At 63.9% G+C, this 13,770-nt stretch carries 17 protein-coding genes; 3 read left to right on the forward strand and 14 right to left on the reverse strand.

The annotated features are described in order from the left end of the window. Positions 1-3 precede the first annotated feature (3 nt). The 6 genes from FFS18_RS03685 to FFS18_RS03710 are packed head-to-tail and all read right to left on the reverse strand — an operon-like array spanning position 4 to position 3,936. Complete coding sequence (locus FFS18_RS03685) at positions 4-672, reverse strand: complex I 24 kDa subunit family protein (protein WP_137869815.1); 669 nt, start codon at positions 670-672, stop codon at positions 4-6. Then, positions 665-844 (reverse strand): hypothetical protein, encoded by a 180-nt coding sequence (locus FFS18_RS03690; RefSeq protein WP_120216137.1) that lies wholly within the window; start codon positions 842-844, stop codon positions 665-667. The genes FFS18_RS03685 and FFS18_RS03690 overlap by 8 nt, the downstream gene beginning before the upstream one ends. After that, complete coding sequence (locus FFS18_RS03695) at positions 844-2,061, reverse strand: NADH-quinone oxidoreductase subunit D (protein WP_171005235.1); 1,218 nt, start codon at positions 2,059-2,061, stop codon at positions 844-846. Before FFS18_RS03695 ends, FFS18_RS03690 begins: the two co-directional genes overlap by 1 nt. Before the next feature lie 35 nt (positions 2,062-2,096). Beyond that, the gene (locus FFS18_RS03700) at positions 2,097-3,011 is read right to left on the reverse strand and encodes an NADH-quinone oxidoreductase subunit C (RefSeq protein WP_137869817.1); all 915 of its coding nucleotides are present in this window, start codon (positions 3,009-3,011) and stop codon (positions 2,097-2,099) included. After that, on the reverse strand, positions 3,011-3,565 hold the full coding sequence (locus FFS18_RS03705) for a NuoB/complex I 20 kDa subunit family protein (protein ID WP_120216134.1): 555 nt from the start codon (positions 3,563-3,565) through the stop codon (positions 3,011-3,013). Before FFS18_RS03705 ends, FFS18_RS03700 begins: the two co-directional genes overlap by 1 nt. After that, positions 3,562-3,936, reverse strand: a complete 375-nt coding sequence (locus FFS18_RS03710; protein ID WP_120216133.1) for an NADH-quinone oxidoreductase subunit A — start codon at positions 3,934-3,936, stop codon at positions 3,562-3,564. Before FFS18_RS03710 ends, FFS18_RS03705 begins: the two co-directional genes overlap by 4 nt. A gap of 228 nt (positions 3,937-4,164) precedes the next feature. Between FFS18_RS03710 and FFS18_RS03715 the strand changes: the two genes are divergently transcribed. Together FFS18_RS03715 and FFS18_RS03720 are read left to right on the forward strand one after the other, a co-directional pair. Continuing rightward, positions 4,165-4,647 carry a YbjN domain-containing protein gene (locus FFS18_RS03715; protein WP_137869818.1) on the forward strand — a complete coding sequence of 161 codons (483 nt, stop codon included), beginning with the start codon at positions 4,165-4,167 and terminating at the stop codon, positions 4,645-4,647. Further along, entirely contained in the window at positions 4,644-4,955 is a 312-nt protein-coding gene (locus FFS18_RS03720; protein WP_137869819.1) for a hypothetical protein, read from the forward strand. Before FFS18_RS03715 ends, FFS18_RS03720 begins: the two co-directional genes overlap by 4 nt. 24 nt (positions 4,956-4,979) lie before the next feature. Here FFS18_RS03720 and FFS18_RS03725 read toward each other — a convergent pair whose 3' ends face one another. The 4 genes from FFS18_RS03725 to thiE all read right to left on the reverse strand — a co-directional run bounded on the left by FFS18_RS03725 (position 4,980) and on the right by thiE (position 9,472). Then, positions 4,980-5,798 carry an inositol monophosphatase family protein gene (locus FFS18_RS03725; protein WP_137869820.1) on the reverse strand — a complete coding sequence of 273 codons (819 nt, stop codon included), beginning with the start codon at positions 5,796-5,798 and terminating at the stop codon, positions 4,980-4,982. A 98-nt stretch (positions 5,799-5,896) separates the two neighbouring features. Continuing rightward, positions 5,897-6,460 carry an elongation factor P gene (gene efp, locus FFS18_RS03730; RefSeq protein WP_120216129.1) on the reverse strand — a complete coding sequence of 188 codons (564 nt, stop codon included), beginning with the start codon at positions 6,458-6,460 and terminating at the stop codon, positions 5,897-5,899. A gap of 107 nt (positions 6,461-6,567) precedes the next feature. Continuing rightward, positions 6,568-8,526 (reverse strand): OPT family oligopeptide transporter, encoded by a 1,959-nt coding sequence (locus FFS18_RS03735; protein WP_137869821.1) that lies wholly within the window; start codon positions 8,524-8,526, stop codon positions 6,568-6,570. Positions 8,527-8,824: 298 nt separating this feature from the next. Continuing rightward, a complete protein-coding gene (gene thiE, locus FFS18_RS03740; protein WP_137869822.1) occupies positions 8,825-9,472 on the reverse strand; it encodes a thiamine phosphate synthase in 648 nt (215 codons plus the stop codon). A 35-nt stretch (positions 9,473-9,507) separates the two neighbouring features. Between thiE and FFS18_RS03745 the strand changes: the two genes are divergently transcribed. After that, the gene (locus FFS18_RS03745; protein ID WP_249340283.1) at positions 9,508-9,909 is read left to right on the forward strand and encodes a hypothetical protein; all 402 of its coding nucleotides are present in this window, start codon (positions 9,508-9,510) and stop codon (positions 9,907-9,909) included. On the opposite strand, the gene FFS18_RS03750 is transcribed toward FFS18_RS03745, so the two are convergent. The 4 genes from FFS18_RS03750 to gap all read right to left on the reverse strand — a co-directional run bounded on the left by FFS18_RS03750 (position 9,906) and on the right by gap (position 13,757). Further along, complete coding sequence (locus tag FFS18_RS03750) at positions 9,906-10,562, reverse strand: O-methyltransferase (protein ID WP_137869823.1); 657 nt, start codon at positions 10,560-10,562, stop codon at positions 9,906-9,908. The genes FFS18_RS03745 and FFS18_RS03750 overlap by 4 nt on opposite strands. A 4-nt stretch (positions 10,563-10,566) precedes the next feature. Then, a complete protein-coding gene (locus tag FFS18_RS03755; RefSeq protein ID WP_137869824.1) occupies positions 10,567-11,457 on the reverse strand; it encodes a fructose bisphosphate aldolase in 891 nt (296 codons plus the stop codon). 78 nt (positions 11,458-11,535) lie between these two features. Then, complete coding sequence (locus FFS18_RS03760; protein ID WP_137869825.1) at positions 11,536-12,732, reverse strand: phosphoglycerate kinase; 1,197 nt, start codon at positions 12,730-12,732, stop codon at positions 11,536-11,538. 17 nt (positions 12,733-12,749) lie between these two features. Next, positions 12,750-13,757, reverse strand: coding sequence for a type I glyceraldehyde-3-phosphate dehydrogenase (gap, locus tag FFS18_RS03765; RefSeq protein WP_137869826.1), 1,008 nt, complete (start codon positions 13,755-13,757; stop codon positions 12,750-12,752). Positions 13,758-13,770: the final 13 nt, after the last annotated feature.

The raw sequence follows: 13,770 nt of genomic DNA on the forward strand, positions 1-13,770 counted from the left end.
GGCTTACCACTCCTTCCGATAGTCGTGGTTTGAAGACACCATTTCCTTCAGCGTCGTCGGTCCGCCCTCGGGCTCGCTCGTATGGCGATTGGCGTTCTGCGTACCGGTCTTGGGTTGCTTGCCCGCCGCCAGGTCGTCGAGGATGCGCGACATGCTGTCGAAATCGAGGTCTTCGTAATTATCGTCGTTGATCTGGACCATCGGCGCGTTGGTGCAGGTGCCCATGCACTCGACCTCGGTCAGCGTGAACAGGCCGTCGGGCGTCGTCTTGCCCTTCACCATCCCGCGGTTCTTGCACGCGGCCATGACATCGTCCGAGCCGCGCAGCAGGCACGGCGTCGTACCGCACACCTGCACATGATAGCGGCCGACGGGCACGAGGTTGTACATGGTATAGAAGGTCGCGACCTCATAGGCGCGGATGAAGGGCATATCGAGCTCGGCGGCGACATATTCGATCACCGGCACGGGCAGCCAGCCCTGCGTCTGCGTCTCGGCGCCAACCTGGCGCTGCGCGAGGTCGAGCAAAGGCATCACCGCCGAGCGCTGACGCCCCGCGGGATAGCGCGCGATGACGGCCTTCGCCTTCTCGGCATTTTCCGCCGTCCACGCAAAAGCGCCCCAGCGCGCACGGACTTCGGCTTCGTCAGGGATTTGGGGTGCGTCAGCCACGGGCCAGACCTCGTTCAATATAGCGTCCGACATACATGCCGAGCGTCGCGGCAAATGCGGTCGAGACGACTTCCTTTATCGTTACCTCGCCATGGAACGCGGCAAGATAGGCCGCGACCGCAGACGCAAAGCCTGCAAGCACCAGGACAAGAATGGCGAGTTCGCGCAACATTACCGGTCGCACTCCCCGAACACGACGTCGATCGCGCCGATGATCGCGGTGGTGTCCGCGAGCATGTGGCCCTTGCACATGAAATCCATCGCCTGAAGGTGCGAAAACGCCGTCGGGCGGATCTTGCAGCGATACGGCTTGTTGGTGCCGTCGCTGACCAGATAGACGCCGAATTCGCCCTTCGGGCTTTCGGTCGCCACATAGACTTCGCCCGCAGGGACGTGGAAACCCTCGGTGTAGAGCTTGAAGTGGTGGATCAGCGATTCCATCGACTGCTTCATCTCGCCGCGCTTCGGCGGGACGACCTTGCGGTCGAGGCTGGCGATCGGACCCGTGGGCATGTCGCGCAGACACTGGAGGATGATGCGTGCCGACTGATAGACTTCCTGCACGCGGACCATGAACCGGTCGTAGCAGTCGCCGCGCGTGCCGACGGGAATGTCGAATTCCATCTGGGCATAGGCGTCATAGGGCTGCGACTTGCGCAGATCCCACGCAATGCCGCTGCCGCGGATCATCGGGCCGGAGAAGCCCCACGCCAGCGCGTCTTCCTTACTCACGGTCGCGATGTCGACGTTGCGCTGCTTGAAAATGCGGTTGTCGATGACGAGGCTCATCGCGTCGCCGAACAGCTTGGGCAGCCGCTTTTCGCACCATTCGCCGATGTCGTAGAGCAGCCGCTCGGGAACATCCTGATGAACGCCGCCCGGACGGAAGTACGCCGAGTGCATGCGCGCGCCCGAGGCGCGCTCGAAGAAGTTCAGGCAATCCTCGCGCAACTCGAACACCCAGAGGTTCGGCGTCATCGCGCCGACGTCCATGACGTGCGACCCGATGTTGAGCATATGGTTGCAGATGCGCGTCAGCTCGGCGAACAGTACGCGCAGATATTGCGCGCGGTCGGGGACTTCGAGGTCGAGAAGCTTCTCGATGGCCAGCACATAGCTGTGCTCCATGCCGAGCGGCGAGCAATAATCGAGCCGGTCGAAATAGGGCAAAGCCTGCAGATAGGTCTTATATTCGATCAGCTTCTCGGTGCCGCGATGGAGCAGCCCGACGTGCGGATCGACGCGTTCGATGATTTCGCCGTCGAGCTCCATCACCATGCGCAACACGCCGTGCGCCGCCGGGTGCTGCGGGCCGAAGTTGATCGTGTAATTGGTAACCGCCTGATCGCCCGCGGTGTTCGCGGTGTCGACCGGATAGCCTTCGAACATGTCGCTGCCGTGGTGCTTGACCTGAGGAACGTCGGTCATGCGTCACCTCCCGTTTTGGGCTTGCGCGGCGCGCGCGGTTTGGCTGGAATCTTGGTCTTGGCGGTAGCCTCGGCCTTCTTCGTTGCCGGAGTCTTTGCCTTGGCGCGCGTCGTCGCCTTCGCGCCCTCACGGCTCGTCTTTGCCGCGGCCTTGTTGACCTTGGCACCCGCGCCCGTTTGCGCCGGGCTTTCGGTGGTCTTCGGGGTCGGTGGCGGCGGCGCCTTCGCCTTGTCGTCCGCGGCCTTGACCTCTTTCGACGTCATCGGCGTGGGCGCGCCCTTACCGGGCGCTTCGCCGGTCCCGCCAGCCTTTTCATCGCCGGGCAGCACATAGTCGGCGCCTTCCCATGGGCTGAGGAAGTCGAAGTTGCGGAAATCCTGCGCCAGCTTCACCGGCTCATAAACGACGCGCTTGTCCTCTTCGCTGTAGCGCAGCTCGGTATAGCCGGTCAGCGGGAAGTCCTTGCGCTGCGGATGCCCCTGGAACCCATAGTCGGTCAGGATGCGACGAAGGTCCGGGTTGCCCGCGAACAGCACGCCATACATGTCGAACACTTCGCGCTCGAGCCAGCCGGCGTTCGGCCACACGGGTACGATCGTCGGCACCGGCGTCGCCTCGTCGGTCGATACGCGCACGCGAAGGCGATGATTCTTCGTCACGCTGAGCAGGTGATAGACCACCTCGAACCGCTCGGCGCGGTCGGGGTAATCGACCCCGGCAATCTCCATGAGCTGCTGATATTCGAGATTGTCGCGCAGCGCGATCATCACCCCGGCGACCGCGGCCCGATCGACGGTGATGCTGTCTTCGTCGGCAGCGAAATCATGCGCAAGCAAGTCGGCGCCGAGCAACGCCTTGAGCGCTGCCGCAAGCGTGGGCTGCGGCGCAACGAGGGGAGCAGGATGGGCCATCAGCGTTCGATCGTCCCGGTGCGGCGGATTTTCCGCTGCAATTGCATCACGCCATAGAGCAGGGCTTCGGCGGTCGGCGGGCAGCCGGGAACATATATGTCCACCGGCACGATGCGGTCGCAGCCGCGCACGACGCTGTAGCTATAGTGGTAGTAGCCGCCGCCATTGGCACAGCTACCCATCGAAATCACATATTTCGGGTTCGACATCTGATCGTACACGCGGCGAAGCGCGGGTGCCATCTTGTTGCACAGCGTTCCCGCGACAATCATCACGTCCGATTGGCGCGGGGACGCGCGCGGCGCGACGCCGAAGCGCTCCATATCATAACGCGGCATGTTGACGTGGATCATCTCGACCGCGCAGCAGGCGAGGCCAAAGGTCATCCACCACAGCGAGCCGGTGCGCGCCCAGTTGAACAGATCCTCGGTCGAGGTGACGAGAAAGCCCTTGTCGCCGACCTCGCTGTTGAGATCGTCGAAAAAGCTCTGGTCCGGATTCGTGCCGGGAGCCACCGGCATCTGGCCGGGCATGATGATGCTGGACGTGCTCATTCCCAATCCAACGCGCCTTTTTTCCACGCGTACACAAGGCCGAGCGTGAGTTCGGCGAGGAAAATCATCATCGTGGCCCAACCGGCCCAGCCGATCTCTTCCAGGCTGACCGCCCAGGGAAAGAGAAAGGCCGCTTCGAGGTCGAAGATGATGAACAGAATCGCGACGAGATAGAAGCGGACGTCGAACTGGCTGCGCGCATCCTCGAACGCGGGAAAGCCGCATTCATATTCGGTCAGCTTCGCCGGCTCGGGCTTGTGCGCCCCGGTCAGCCGCGCCACGCCCATCGGCAGGAACACGAACGCCGACGACAGCCCGACCGCAATGACCAGGAATATCAGGATCGGCAAATATTGCGTCAGATCGACCATGGGAGCTCGCAGTCTTGTTTTAGAGGTGTTTGCCACCCGTTATGCGGGCGCTTTAGGCCAGCCTGCCGCCCGTCGCAAGCGCTGCGGGCATGATTTTCATGCCCCGAGTGACCAAAAGCACAAACGCCGCTGGCGGCAGCGCCTATCGCTGTGATACGCCGCACGAATTGGGGTTAATTGAGCGCTTTCGGGGCGATTTCGACGGCGGTTCATGCAGGGAGGAGTTTCATGAGATCATTTGCCACGCGCGCAGCGCTTGCCTTGGGCGCATCCGCCCTGCTTGCCGCGACGCCCGCGCACGCCGAACTGGTCAATGCGACCGATCCGGCGACGATCGAGGCGATCGTCGAGTCGCAGGGCTGGCCCGCGACGATCGTCGCCAAGCCGGGCGATGACCCCTATATCGAAAGCAACCGCAACGGCCTCAAATTCCTCGTCCTGTTCATGAACTGCGACGAGGGCAAGAAATGCAAGACGCTGCAATATTATATGGGCTTCAGCGACGCCAAGGACGTGTCGCTGGAAAAGCTGAACAAGTGGAACAAGGACAAACGCTTTGCGCGTGCCTACCGGGATGATGAAGGCGATCCCGTGCTCGAAATGGACGTCGATCTCGATTTTGCGGGCATCCCGCGCGAAAACGTCGGCGAGACATTCAACACCTGGTCGACGCTCATGGACAGCTTCCGCGAATATGTGTTCGAGAAGTGAGCGAGCATCCCGATCAGGATACAGGGTATGACCTGATCGCGTTTGTGACGTTTGACGTCGACCCTGGCGCCGAAACGCGAGGCAAGCCGATCACGGCCGACTGGGGACCCAGCATATTGGTGAATAAAGTCTTTTACCCCGGACGCATCAAAGCCTGCGATCAGCCTATGTTTTTTGGCAAATCCGGAAAAGTGCGGCTTTCGGTGATGACATTTAATGGAAATTTGTCGCTCACAGTCGGTCAAGAATTCCGGCTCTGCGCGGGACCGCGGCAAATCGCATCCGGTCGCGTTCTCGAGATTCTTTAACGCGACCGGATGCGCCGATGGTGATCACGCGTTGCGCAGCGCGCCCGCGACCAGTTTCTGCAACTTCGAATGCACCGCGGCGCTGCCCGCGATGAATTCGCTGCGCTCGAGCGCGCGGTCGCCGCCGCGAAAATCGCTGACGAAGCCGCCGGCTTCGCGGACGAGCAGCATGCCTGCTGCGACGTCCCAGACCTTGAGGTCGCTTTCCCAGAAGCCGTCGTAACGCCCTGCGGCGACCCACGCGAGGTCGAGGCTGGCGGCGCCAAAGCGGCGGATGCCCGCGACTTCAGGGGCGACGGCGCCAAAAATGCGGCTCCACTGCGCGAAATCGCCATGACCCATATAGGGTATGCCGGTCGCGATCAGGCATTCGTTGAGGTGGCGGCGCGACGCCACGCGCAGGCGGCGGTCGTGCAGCCACGCGCCGCGGCCGCGCTCGGCCCAATAGCTTTCGTCGGTCACCGGCTGATAGATCAGGCACGAGGTGATGTCGCCCCAGCCGCCGCCGGGCTTGGGTTCCTGCACCGCGATCGAAATCGCGAAATGCGGGATCGCGTGGAGGAAGTTCGACGTGCCGTCGAGCGGGTCGATGATGAAGCGCGGTTTGCCCGGCTCGCCCTCGATCACCCCGCCCTCTTCGAGCACAAAGCCCCAGCCCGGACGATCGCGGCCGAGTTCGTCATAGAGGGTGCGCTCGGCGGCCTGATCGGCCTTCGACACAAAATCGGCCGGTCCCTTTTGCGAAACCTGCAGATGCTCGATCTCGCCAAAGTCGCGGCGCAGCTTGGTGCCAGCCTTGCGCGCAGCGCGCTCCATGACGGTGATGATGCCGGATACGGCCATTGTTCGATCTCCAACGCGTCGCCCCCGCGAAGGCGGGGGCCGCAAGCAACCCTGCGCTACGCCGATAGCGGCCCCCGCCTTCGCGGGGGCGACGTTATTTAGTCGGCGCGGCGAACATATTCACGGTCGTACACATGTACGACGATCTTGGTCCCGCTGGTGATGTGCGGCGGCACCATCACGCGAACGCCATTGTCAAGGATCGCGGGCTTGTACGACGACGAAGCCGTTTGCCCCTTTACCACCGCGTCGGCCTCGACGATCGTTGCTTCGATCGTTTCGGGCAGTTCGACCGAGATCGGGCGCTCTTCCCACAGTTCCAGCACGACATCCATGCCATCCTGCAGGAACTCGTGCGCCTCGCCGACGACATCCTTGGAAATGTTGATCTGTTCGAACGTGTCCTTGTCCATGAACACCAGATCGTCGCCCTCGGCATAGAGGAACTGGAAATCCTTGGTGTCGAGGCGGACCTTTTCGACCGTGTCGGCGCTGCGGAAACGGTTGTTGAGCTTGCGCCCGTCGATCAGATTCTTGGCTTCGACCTGCATATAGGCGCCGCCCTTGCCCGGCTGGGTATGCTGGATCTTGGTGACCTTCCAGATGCCACCTTCATATTCGAGGATATTGCCGGGACGGATTTCAACGCCGGTGATCTTCATCGCGCACACTCACTAGACAAGGATGGAAAGAGCAAAGCCGCGCCGGCCGGGCACAGCTATCAGGTGCGCGCCTGTAGCCGCGCGAGCGCCGAAGGGCAAGCCGCGTGTCAGGCCGTGGCGACAACCATGGCGCGCGTCCGCCGATAGCTGAGCCAGACGAGCCCGACGAACAGGACCAGCCCGACCCACGGCGCATAGGGGGCGTAGCCGTCGCCAACGACCGCAAGCGGCGCATCGCTGCCGCTGCCCGCGACGATACCGGCGTAAAGGACGCCGAACAGGCTTTCACCGACGATCATCCCAGTTGCAGTCAGCACGCCCATGCGGTGCGCGAAGCCCGCGTTCGGGCGCTTTGCCGCCCAGCGGTCGTAGAACCAGCCGCCGACCGCACCGATTACCACGGGCAGGATCACCGCCATCGGCAGATAAATGCCGATGCCGATCGCGAGCGGCGGCAGGCGGAGCTTGCCTGCGCGGCCGAGCAGCGCATCGACGTTAATGAAGCCCACCCCGGCAAGCGCGCCGTAACCCAGCATCGTCCAGTTGAGGTCGCCGCCGAGCACGCCCTGCGCGAGCGAGGAGATCAGCCCCGCCTGCGGCGCGGCCAGTGCATTCGGGCCCGCGCCGGGCGCGCCGACAAATCCGACCGTTTCGTTGAGCACATTGAGCACCGGCGGCACGATGAGCGAACCAAAGATCACGCCGATGATCAGCGCGACCTGCTGTTTCCACGGCGTCGCGCCGACGAGCTGGCCGGTCTTCAGGTCCTGAAGATTATCGTTGGAGATCGTCGCGATCCCGAACACCAGCCCGGTGACGATCAGCGCATAAGCGACCATCGCGTTGACTTCCGCTTCGCCCCCGCCGCGGCCAAGGAGGCCGAGCAGCAGCAGCGACGAAGCGATGATTGCAAGGATGCCGATCCCCGACACCGGCGAGTTCGATGCGCCGATCAAACCTGCCATATAGCCGGTGACCGACGCGATCATCAGCCCGACGATGATGATGAACAGGATCGCACCGGCGATCAGCGCAAACGACGCTCCGGCGAGCGGTCCCCCCGACAGTTCGGACCAAAGCAGGATGCTGATCGGGAGCATCAGGAACAGCGATCCGCCGAACACCCAGCCGATCGACATATCCTGTTCCTCGATCGCCAGCGCGTGCCCGCCCTGCCGCGCGCGGCTGGCCGCCATTGCCGATCGGATGCCGCCAACTACCGGCTTGGCGATCTTGATGAGCGTCCAGATCGCGGCAACCGCGATTACCCCGGCGCCAAAGAAGCGCACATCGGCGCGAAACACGGTGTTCGCCAGCGTTTCAGCGTCGCCGACGCCGCCCTGCGTCAGGATCGGCAGCAAGACCCACCAGCCGGTGACCAGGCCAACGAGCTGCGCCATACCCACCGACAGGCCGACAAGATGGCCAACGCCGAACAGCGCAAAGGCGAGCCCGCCCGCAATCCCGGTCGCGCCGCTGCCGACCGCGAACCAGCGCGCAACTTCTGCGCCGGCGAGTTTCATCTGGGTCAGCAGCGTGAAACCGGCAGCGACAATCGAATTCCACAGGAGTGCCGACAAGCCCGCCTTGTTCTCCGCCGCGCCTTCGGCGCTGGCGGCGCCGACCTGCAGCACTTCGGCGGCAGCGCGGCCCTCGGGATAGGGCAGGTCCGAATCGACGACGAGCGCGCGGCGCAGCGGAACCGAGAACAGCACGCCCAAAATGCCGCCGAGCATCGTGATCGCGGTGGTTTCGAGCAAGGGGAAGCCCTGCCAGTAGCCGACCATCACCAGCCCCGGCAGCACGAAGATGATCGCCGCCAGCGTACCCGCGGCGCTGGCGATCGTCTGGACGATGTTGTTCTCGAGGATTGTCGACCCCGCCATATAGCGCAGCAGCGCCATCGAAATCACCGCGGCGGGGATCGAGGTTGCAAAGGTCAGCCCGACCTTCAGCCCCAGATAGACGTTCGCGGCCGTGAACATCAGCGTCAGCACGCCGCCAAGAATAATCGCACGGATCGTCAGTTCGCGCCCGCGTGTCCTCGTCGTGGTGCTGTCGGTCATGTCATTCTCCCCGCCCGCTGTCTCGCGGCCCGCCCCGCCTTGCGCAAGTCCAAATTTGGGCCAGCCGAAAAGCGATGAACCGAAGCCGATTTGACGTATCGATCCAATATGGAGGCATTGGTTCGCGGCATATCGGCGGCATGATGAGTACCGATCTTTCCCACGTCACGCCCCGACCACGCGGCAGCGGTGCCGTACCACCGCACCGCCCAGCGCCTTGCGCCGGCCTGTTTGGCTGGCGCAAGGATGGCGTTCCGCCCGGCCCATCCGCCGAAATGCCCGAGAAGCCGGGACGTGATTATCCTGCCGGCTGATCTTTCAGCAGCGCGGTAAACGCCCGCACTGCTGCCGCCGGGCCATCGGGATGCGCCCATACCCCGCCCGATACCGCGAGGAAATCGGCGCCGGCATCGACCAGCTCGCGCGCATTTTGGGCAGTGATCCCGCCGATCGCGACGCAGGGCAATTCGAACATGCTTTGCCACCATTCCAGGATCTCGGCATCCGCGTGATGTTCGACGGTCTTGGTGGTGGTCGGGAAAAACGCCCCAAAGGCAACATAATCCGCCCCGGCCTCGCCCGCTTCCATTGCGAGATGGCGGCTGGCGTGACAGGTGATCCCGATCTGGGCGCCCGGCCCCAGTTCGCGCCGCGCCGCTTTGGGATCGCCGTCGCCCTGCCCCAGATGCACACCATCGGCGCCCAATCGCTTGGCCAGGGCGACATCGTCGTTGACGATAAACGCGACGTCGCGGGCCGCACAGATCGCCTGCAAGGGCTCGGCCAGGCGTGCCGCTTCGTGCTGATCGAGCCCCTTCACCCGAAACTGGAACGCGGCAACCGGCCCGGCATCGAGCGCGGCCACAAATTGGCCCGGAAAATCGCCGCCGACATCAAGCGGCGAGATGAGGTAGAGCTGGCAAGGAATGCGGGTCACTTGGGTCATGGCGGGTTCATAGCGATGCGCTCAAGAACCCGCAAATGCAGAACCGCCATCGCCTTACCCCTCTCCTTCTGGCCGCCGCTTTCGCGCTGTCGGCATGCGCCACGACGCGCGATCCGGCGCCGCTCGCCGATGCCAGCGACGTCGCGCTCGGCGAGCGCGCCTATGCCGACGGACCGATCGTTCAGCCGGTCGCAGTGCTGGAGGACAGCCGCTGCCCGATGAACGCCCGCTGCATCTGGGCCGGGCGCGTGCGGGTGCAGATGCTGTGGATTCGCAGCAACGGCGAACAGCAGCCGTTCGAAGTAACGCTGGGCGAAGCGACGCCGCTTGCCGACGGGAGCATCACGCTGGAATCGGTGCGGCCCGACAGGATGACGAACGTCGAGCTGAAGCCGGAGGATTATCGCTTCTCATTCCGTTTCGCGGGCGGACTTTAACGCACCCGCGCCAGCACAAACCCGTCCCACTTTTTCGCGCCGACGGTCTGCACCGCCGTCGCGTCGAGTCGCGGTTCGGCGTTCAGCATATCGAACAGCGCGCGTGTTCCGACGATCCGTTCGTCGCCGCTGTCACCGTCCAGCACCCCGCCTTCGCGCACGACATTGTCGACGACGATCGTCGTTCCGGGGCGCCCGAGCCGGATTGCCTCGCGCACATAATGCACATTGTTCTGCTTGTCGGCATCGATGAACACGAAGTCGAACGCCGTTTCGCCGGTCATCGCGGCGAGGGTGTCGCTTGCCGGCCCCACTCGAATGTCGACCAGCCCGCCGACGTCAGCGCGTTCCAGATTGGCCCGGGCGACATTGGCATGATGTGCCTCGAGCTCCAGCGTCACCAAGCGGCCGTCCTCGGGCAGCGCGCGCGCCAGCCAGATTGTCGAATAACCACCGAGCGTTCCGATCTCGAGGATGTTTTTCGCACCCGCGGTCTGCGCCAGCAAGAACAGCATCTTGCCCTGAGCGGCCGACACGTCGATCGGCGGCAACCCGTTCGCGGCATTGTTGGCGAGAGTGGCGGCAAGCGCGTCGTCGGCGCCGAGCAATTTGCCGGCGATATAATCATCGACGGCTTGCCACCCTTCTCCCATCACTTCAGGCCACGGAGGCCGCGTGAATTTCGTTGATCGCGCCGCTGAGCGAGCTGTTGAATTCGTCGTCGCTCATTTGGTGGCGAAGGTCTTCCAGCAAGGCCCGACTGAAGCTCGCGATAATCCCCGGGTTCTTTGCAAGCTCGACGCAGGCTTCGGGGCGCGCGAAGCCGCCCGACAGCGCAACGACGCGCAGCACCTTTGGATGATCGACGAGCGGCTGGAACAGCCCCGCTTCGGTCGGCAACGACAGTTTCAGCATCACCGGCGCGCCGTTCCACGCGTCGAGCGCGGCGAGCGTTTCGTTGAGCAGCAGGCGGTCCGAGGCGTCGCGCTCGGCGCTCTTGATGTTCACTTCGGGTTCGATGATCGGGACGAGGCCGTGCGCGGCGATGCGCGCCGCTTCGGCGAACTGCTGCTCGACGATCGCCTTGACGCCCGCCTCGTTGGCGAGGTTGATCACACTGCGCATCTTGGTGCCGAACACCCCCTTGGCGACCGCGCGCTTGCACAGATCGTCAAGCCCGGGGTTCGCCTTCATCAGCTGGACGCCATCGGCTTCGTCCTCGAGCCCCTTGTCGACCTTCAGGAACGGCACCACGCCGCGTTCCCACAGCAGCGCCGGAACCGGCTTGCCGCCCGCGTCACCATCCATCGTGCGCTCGAACAGGATCGCACCGATCACCTTGTCGCCGTTGAAGCAGGGCGCCGTAACGATGCGGCTGCGCATGTCGTGGATCAGCGCGAACATTTCTTCGTCGTTCGAGAAAGCGTCTGCTTCGATGCCATAACCCTTGAGCGCCTTGGGCGTCGAGCCGCCGCTCTGGTCGAGCGCGGCGATAAAGCCCTGTCCCGATTTGATCTGCTCCAGCATGGCGGCATTGGCGGTGGTCATAACGTCTCCGTGGGTTTGCATACGTATGGTGCGGCGCGCATAGCGATCCCGACACCGGGATGCAAATGCGCCGGAAAATCAGGCTTTGAGCGCGTCGACGCCCGGCAGCGGCTTGCCTTCCATCCACTCGAGGAAGGCGCCGCCAGCGGTCGAAACAAAGGTGAAATCCTTGCCCGCCCCGGCGTGGTTGAGCGCGGCAACGGTATCGCCGCCGCCTGCAACCGAGATTAGCGAGCCTTCGCGCGTCAGCGCTGCTGCGGTTTTCGCGAGCGCGACGGTGGCGGCGTCGAACGGCGGCGTCTCGAATGCGCCGAGCGGGCCGTTCCACACCAAAGTGCGGCAGTTCTTGAGCACATCGGCCAGCGCCTCGGTCGCCGCGGGGCCGACGTCGAGGATCATCTCGTCGGCAGCCACCTCATGCACATTGACCGTCCGCGTCGGGGGATTGGGCGCGAATTCCTTCGCCACCACGACGTCGTAAGGCAGGTGAATGGTGCAGCCCGCAGCGTCCGCGGCATCGAAGATCGCATTGGCGGTCTCGACCAGGTCATGCTCGCACAGCGACTTGCCGACATCGACCCCGCGCGCGGCGAGGAAGGTGTTTGCCATGCCGCCGCCGATGATCAGATGATCGACCTGCCCGACCAGATTGCGCAGCACGTCGATCTTCGACGACACCTTGGCGCCGCCGACAACCGCGGCCACCGGATGCACTGGATTGCCGAGCGCGGCGTCGAGCGCCTTCAGTTCGGCTTCCATCGCGCGTCCCGCATAAGCAGGTAGCCGGCGCGCAATGCCTTCGGTCGAACCATGGGCGCGGTGCGCCGCCGAAAAGGCGTCGTTGACGTAAAGGTCGCCGATTTCGGCCAGCGCATCGGCAAAGGCCGGATCATTCTTTTCCTCGCCGGGATAGAAGCGGGTGTTTTCGAGCACCGCAACGTCGCCGGGGGCGAGCACCGCGACGCCCGCCTTGGCGCCCTCGCCGACCGCTTCGGGGATATACATCACCGAATGGCCGAGCACATCCTCGACCCCGCCCATGACTAGGCTTAGCGATTGCGTCGGGTTCTTCGCGCCCTTCGGCCGCCCGAAATGCGCCAGAAGCAGGACGATCGCGCCCTTGTCGGACAATTCGCGGATCGTCGGCATCGCCGCTTCGATCCGCGTCTTGTCGCCGACCGCACCGTCGATCATCGGGACATTGAGGTCGACGCGCACCAGTATCTTCTTGCCGGTGACGTCGCCGATGTCGTCGAGGGTCTTGAACGCGGTCATCGCTGCTTTCCTTTGGCTTAGAGGAACTTGGCGATCACACCTGCGGTGTCGATCATACGGTTCGAGAAGCCCCATTCATTGTCATACCAGCTGAGCACACGCACCAGCTTGCCGTCGATCACCGCGGTTTCGAGGCTGTCGATCGTCGAGCTGTGCGCGTCGTGGTTGAAATCGATCGAGACCAGCGGCTCGTCGGTGAAGCCGAGCACGCCCTTGAGCTCGCCTTCGGCAGCTTCCTTCAGCAGCTTGTTGACCTCTTCGGCGGTCGTGTCGCGGCTGGGGGTGAAGGTCAGGTCGACGACCGAGACATTCGGGGTCGGAACGCGGATCGACGAGCCGTCGAGCTTGCCCTTGAGTTCGGGCAGGACGAGGCCGACGGCGACCGCCGCACCGGTGCTGGTCGGGATCATCGACATCGCGGCGGCGCGGGCGCGGCGCGGATCGGAGTGGATCTGGTCGAGGATTTTCTGGTCGTTGGTATAAGCGTGGATCGTGGTCATCAGGCCGCGCTCGATACCGATCTTTTCATGCAGCACCTTGGCCATCGGCGCGAGGCAGTTGGTGGTGCACGACGCGTTCGAGATGATCACATGCTCGGCGCCGATCTTGTCGTGGTTCACGCCGTAAACGACGGTGAGGTCGACTTCCTTGGCGGGGGCCGAGATCAGGACGCGCTTGGCACCGGCGTCGAGATGCGCCTGGCCGCCCTTGCGGTCGGTAAAGAAGCCCGTGCATTCGAGCGCAATGTCGATGCCGTTGGCGGCATGCGGCAATTTGGCGGGATCGCGCTCGGCGGTCACCTGGATGCGCTTGCCGTTGACGATCAGGTCGTTGCCGTCGACTTCGACCGTGCCATTGAACGGCCCATGGACCGAATCGCGCTGGAACAGGCGGGCGTTCGCCTTGGCGTCGGCGAGGTCGTTGATTGACACGAGTTCGAGGTCGTGGTCGGTCCGTTCGAGGATGGCGCGCGCCACATTGCGGCCGATGCGCCCGAAACCGTTGATTGCAACTTTCACTGCCATGTCGATGAAGTCC

The organism is Sphingopyxis sp. 2PD, assembly GCF_005503695.1.
Taxonomy (GTDB): Bacteria; Pseudomonadota; Alphaproteobacteria; order Sphingomonadales; family Sphingomonadaceae; genus Sphingopyxis.

Bases quoted from the DNA above. Each gene is read 5' to 3' on its own strand.
- FFS18_RS03690 (WP_120216137.1), bottom strand. From the start codon at position 844: ATGTTGCGCGAACTCGCCATTCTTGTCCTGGTGCTTGCAGGCTTTGCG.
- FFS18_RS03695 (WP_171005235.1), bottom strand. From the start codon at position 2,061: ATGTTCGAAGGCTATCCGGTCGACACCGCGAACACCGCGGGCGATCAG.
- FFS18_RS03700 (WP_137869817.1), bottom strand. From the start codon at position 3,011: ATGGCCCATCCTGCTCCCCTCGTTGCGCCGCAGCCCACGCTTGCGGCA.
- FFS18_RS03705 (WP_120216134.1), bottom strand. From the start codon at position 3,565: ATGAGCACGTCCAGCATCATCATGCCCGGCCAGATGCCGGTGGCTCCC.
- FFS18_RS03710 (WP_120216133.1), bottom strand. From the start codon at position 3,936: ATGGTCGATCTGACGCAATATTTGCCGATCCTGATATTCCTGGTCATT.
- FFS18_RS03715 (WP_137869818.1), top strand. From the start codon at position 4,165: ATGAGATCATTTGCCACGCGCGCAGCGCTTGCCTTGGGCGCATCCGCC.
- FFS18_RS03725 (WP_137869820.1), bottom strand. From the start codon at position 5,798: ATGGCCGTATCCGGCATCATCACCGTCATGGAGCGCGCTGCGCGCAAG.
- efp (WP_120216129.1), bottom strand. From the start codon at position 6,460: ATGAAGATCACCGGCGTTGAAATCCGTCCCGGCAATATCCTCGAATAT.
- FFS18_RS03735 (WP_137869821.1), bottom strand. From the start codon at position 8,526: ATGACCGACAGCACCACGACGAGGACACGCGGGCGCGAACTGACGATC.
- thiE (WP_137869822.1), bottom strand. From the start codon at position 9,472: ATGACCCAAGTGACCCGCATTCCTTGCCAGCTCTACCTCATCTCGCCG.
- FFS18_RS03745 (WP_249340283.1), top strand. From the start codon at position 9,508: ATGCAGAACCGCCATCGCCTTACCCCTCTCCTTCTGGCCGCCGCTTTC.
- FFS18_RS03750 (WP_137869823.1), bottom strand. From the start codon at position 10,562: ATGGGAGAAGGGTGGCAAGCCGTCGATGATTATATCGCCGGCAAATTG.
- FFS18_RS03755 (WP_137869824.1), bottom strand. From the start codon at position 11,457: ATGACCACCGCCAATGCCGCCATGCTGGAGCAGATCAAATCGGGACAG.
- FFS18_RS03760 (WP_137869825.1), bottom strand. From the start codon at position 12,732: ATGACCGCGTTCAAGACCCTCGACGACATCGGCGACGTCACCGGCAAG.
- gap (WP_137869826.1), bottom strand. From the start codon at position 13,757: ATGGCAGTGAAAGTTGCAATCAACGGTTTCGGGCGCATCGGCCGCAAT.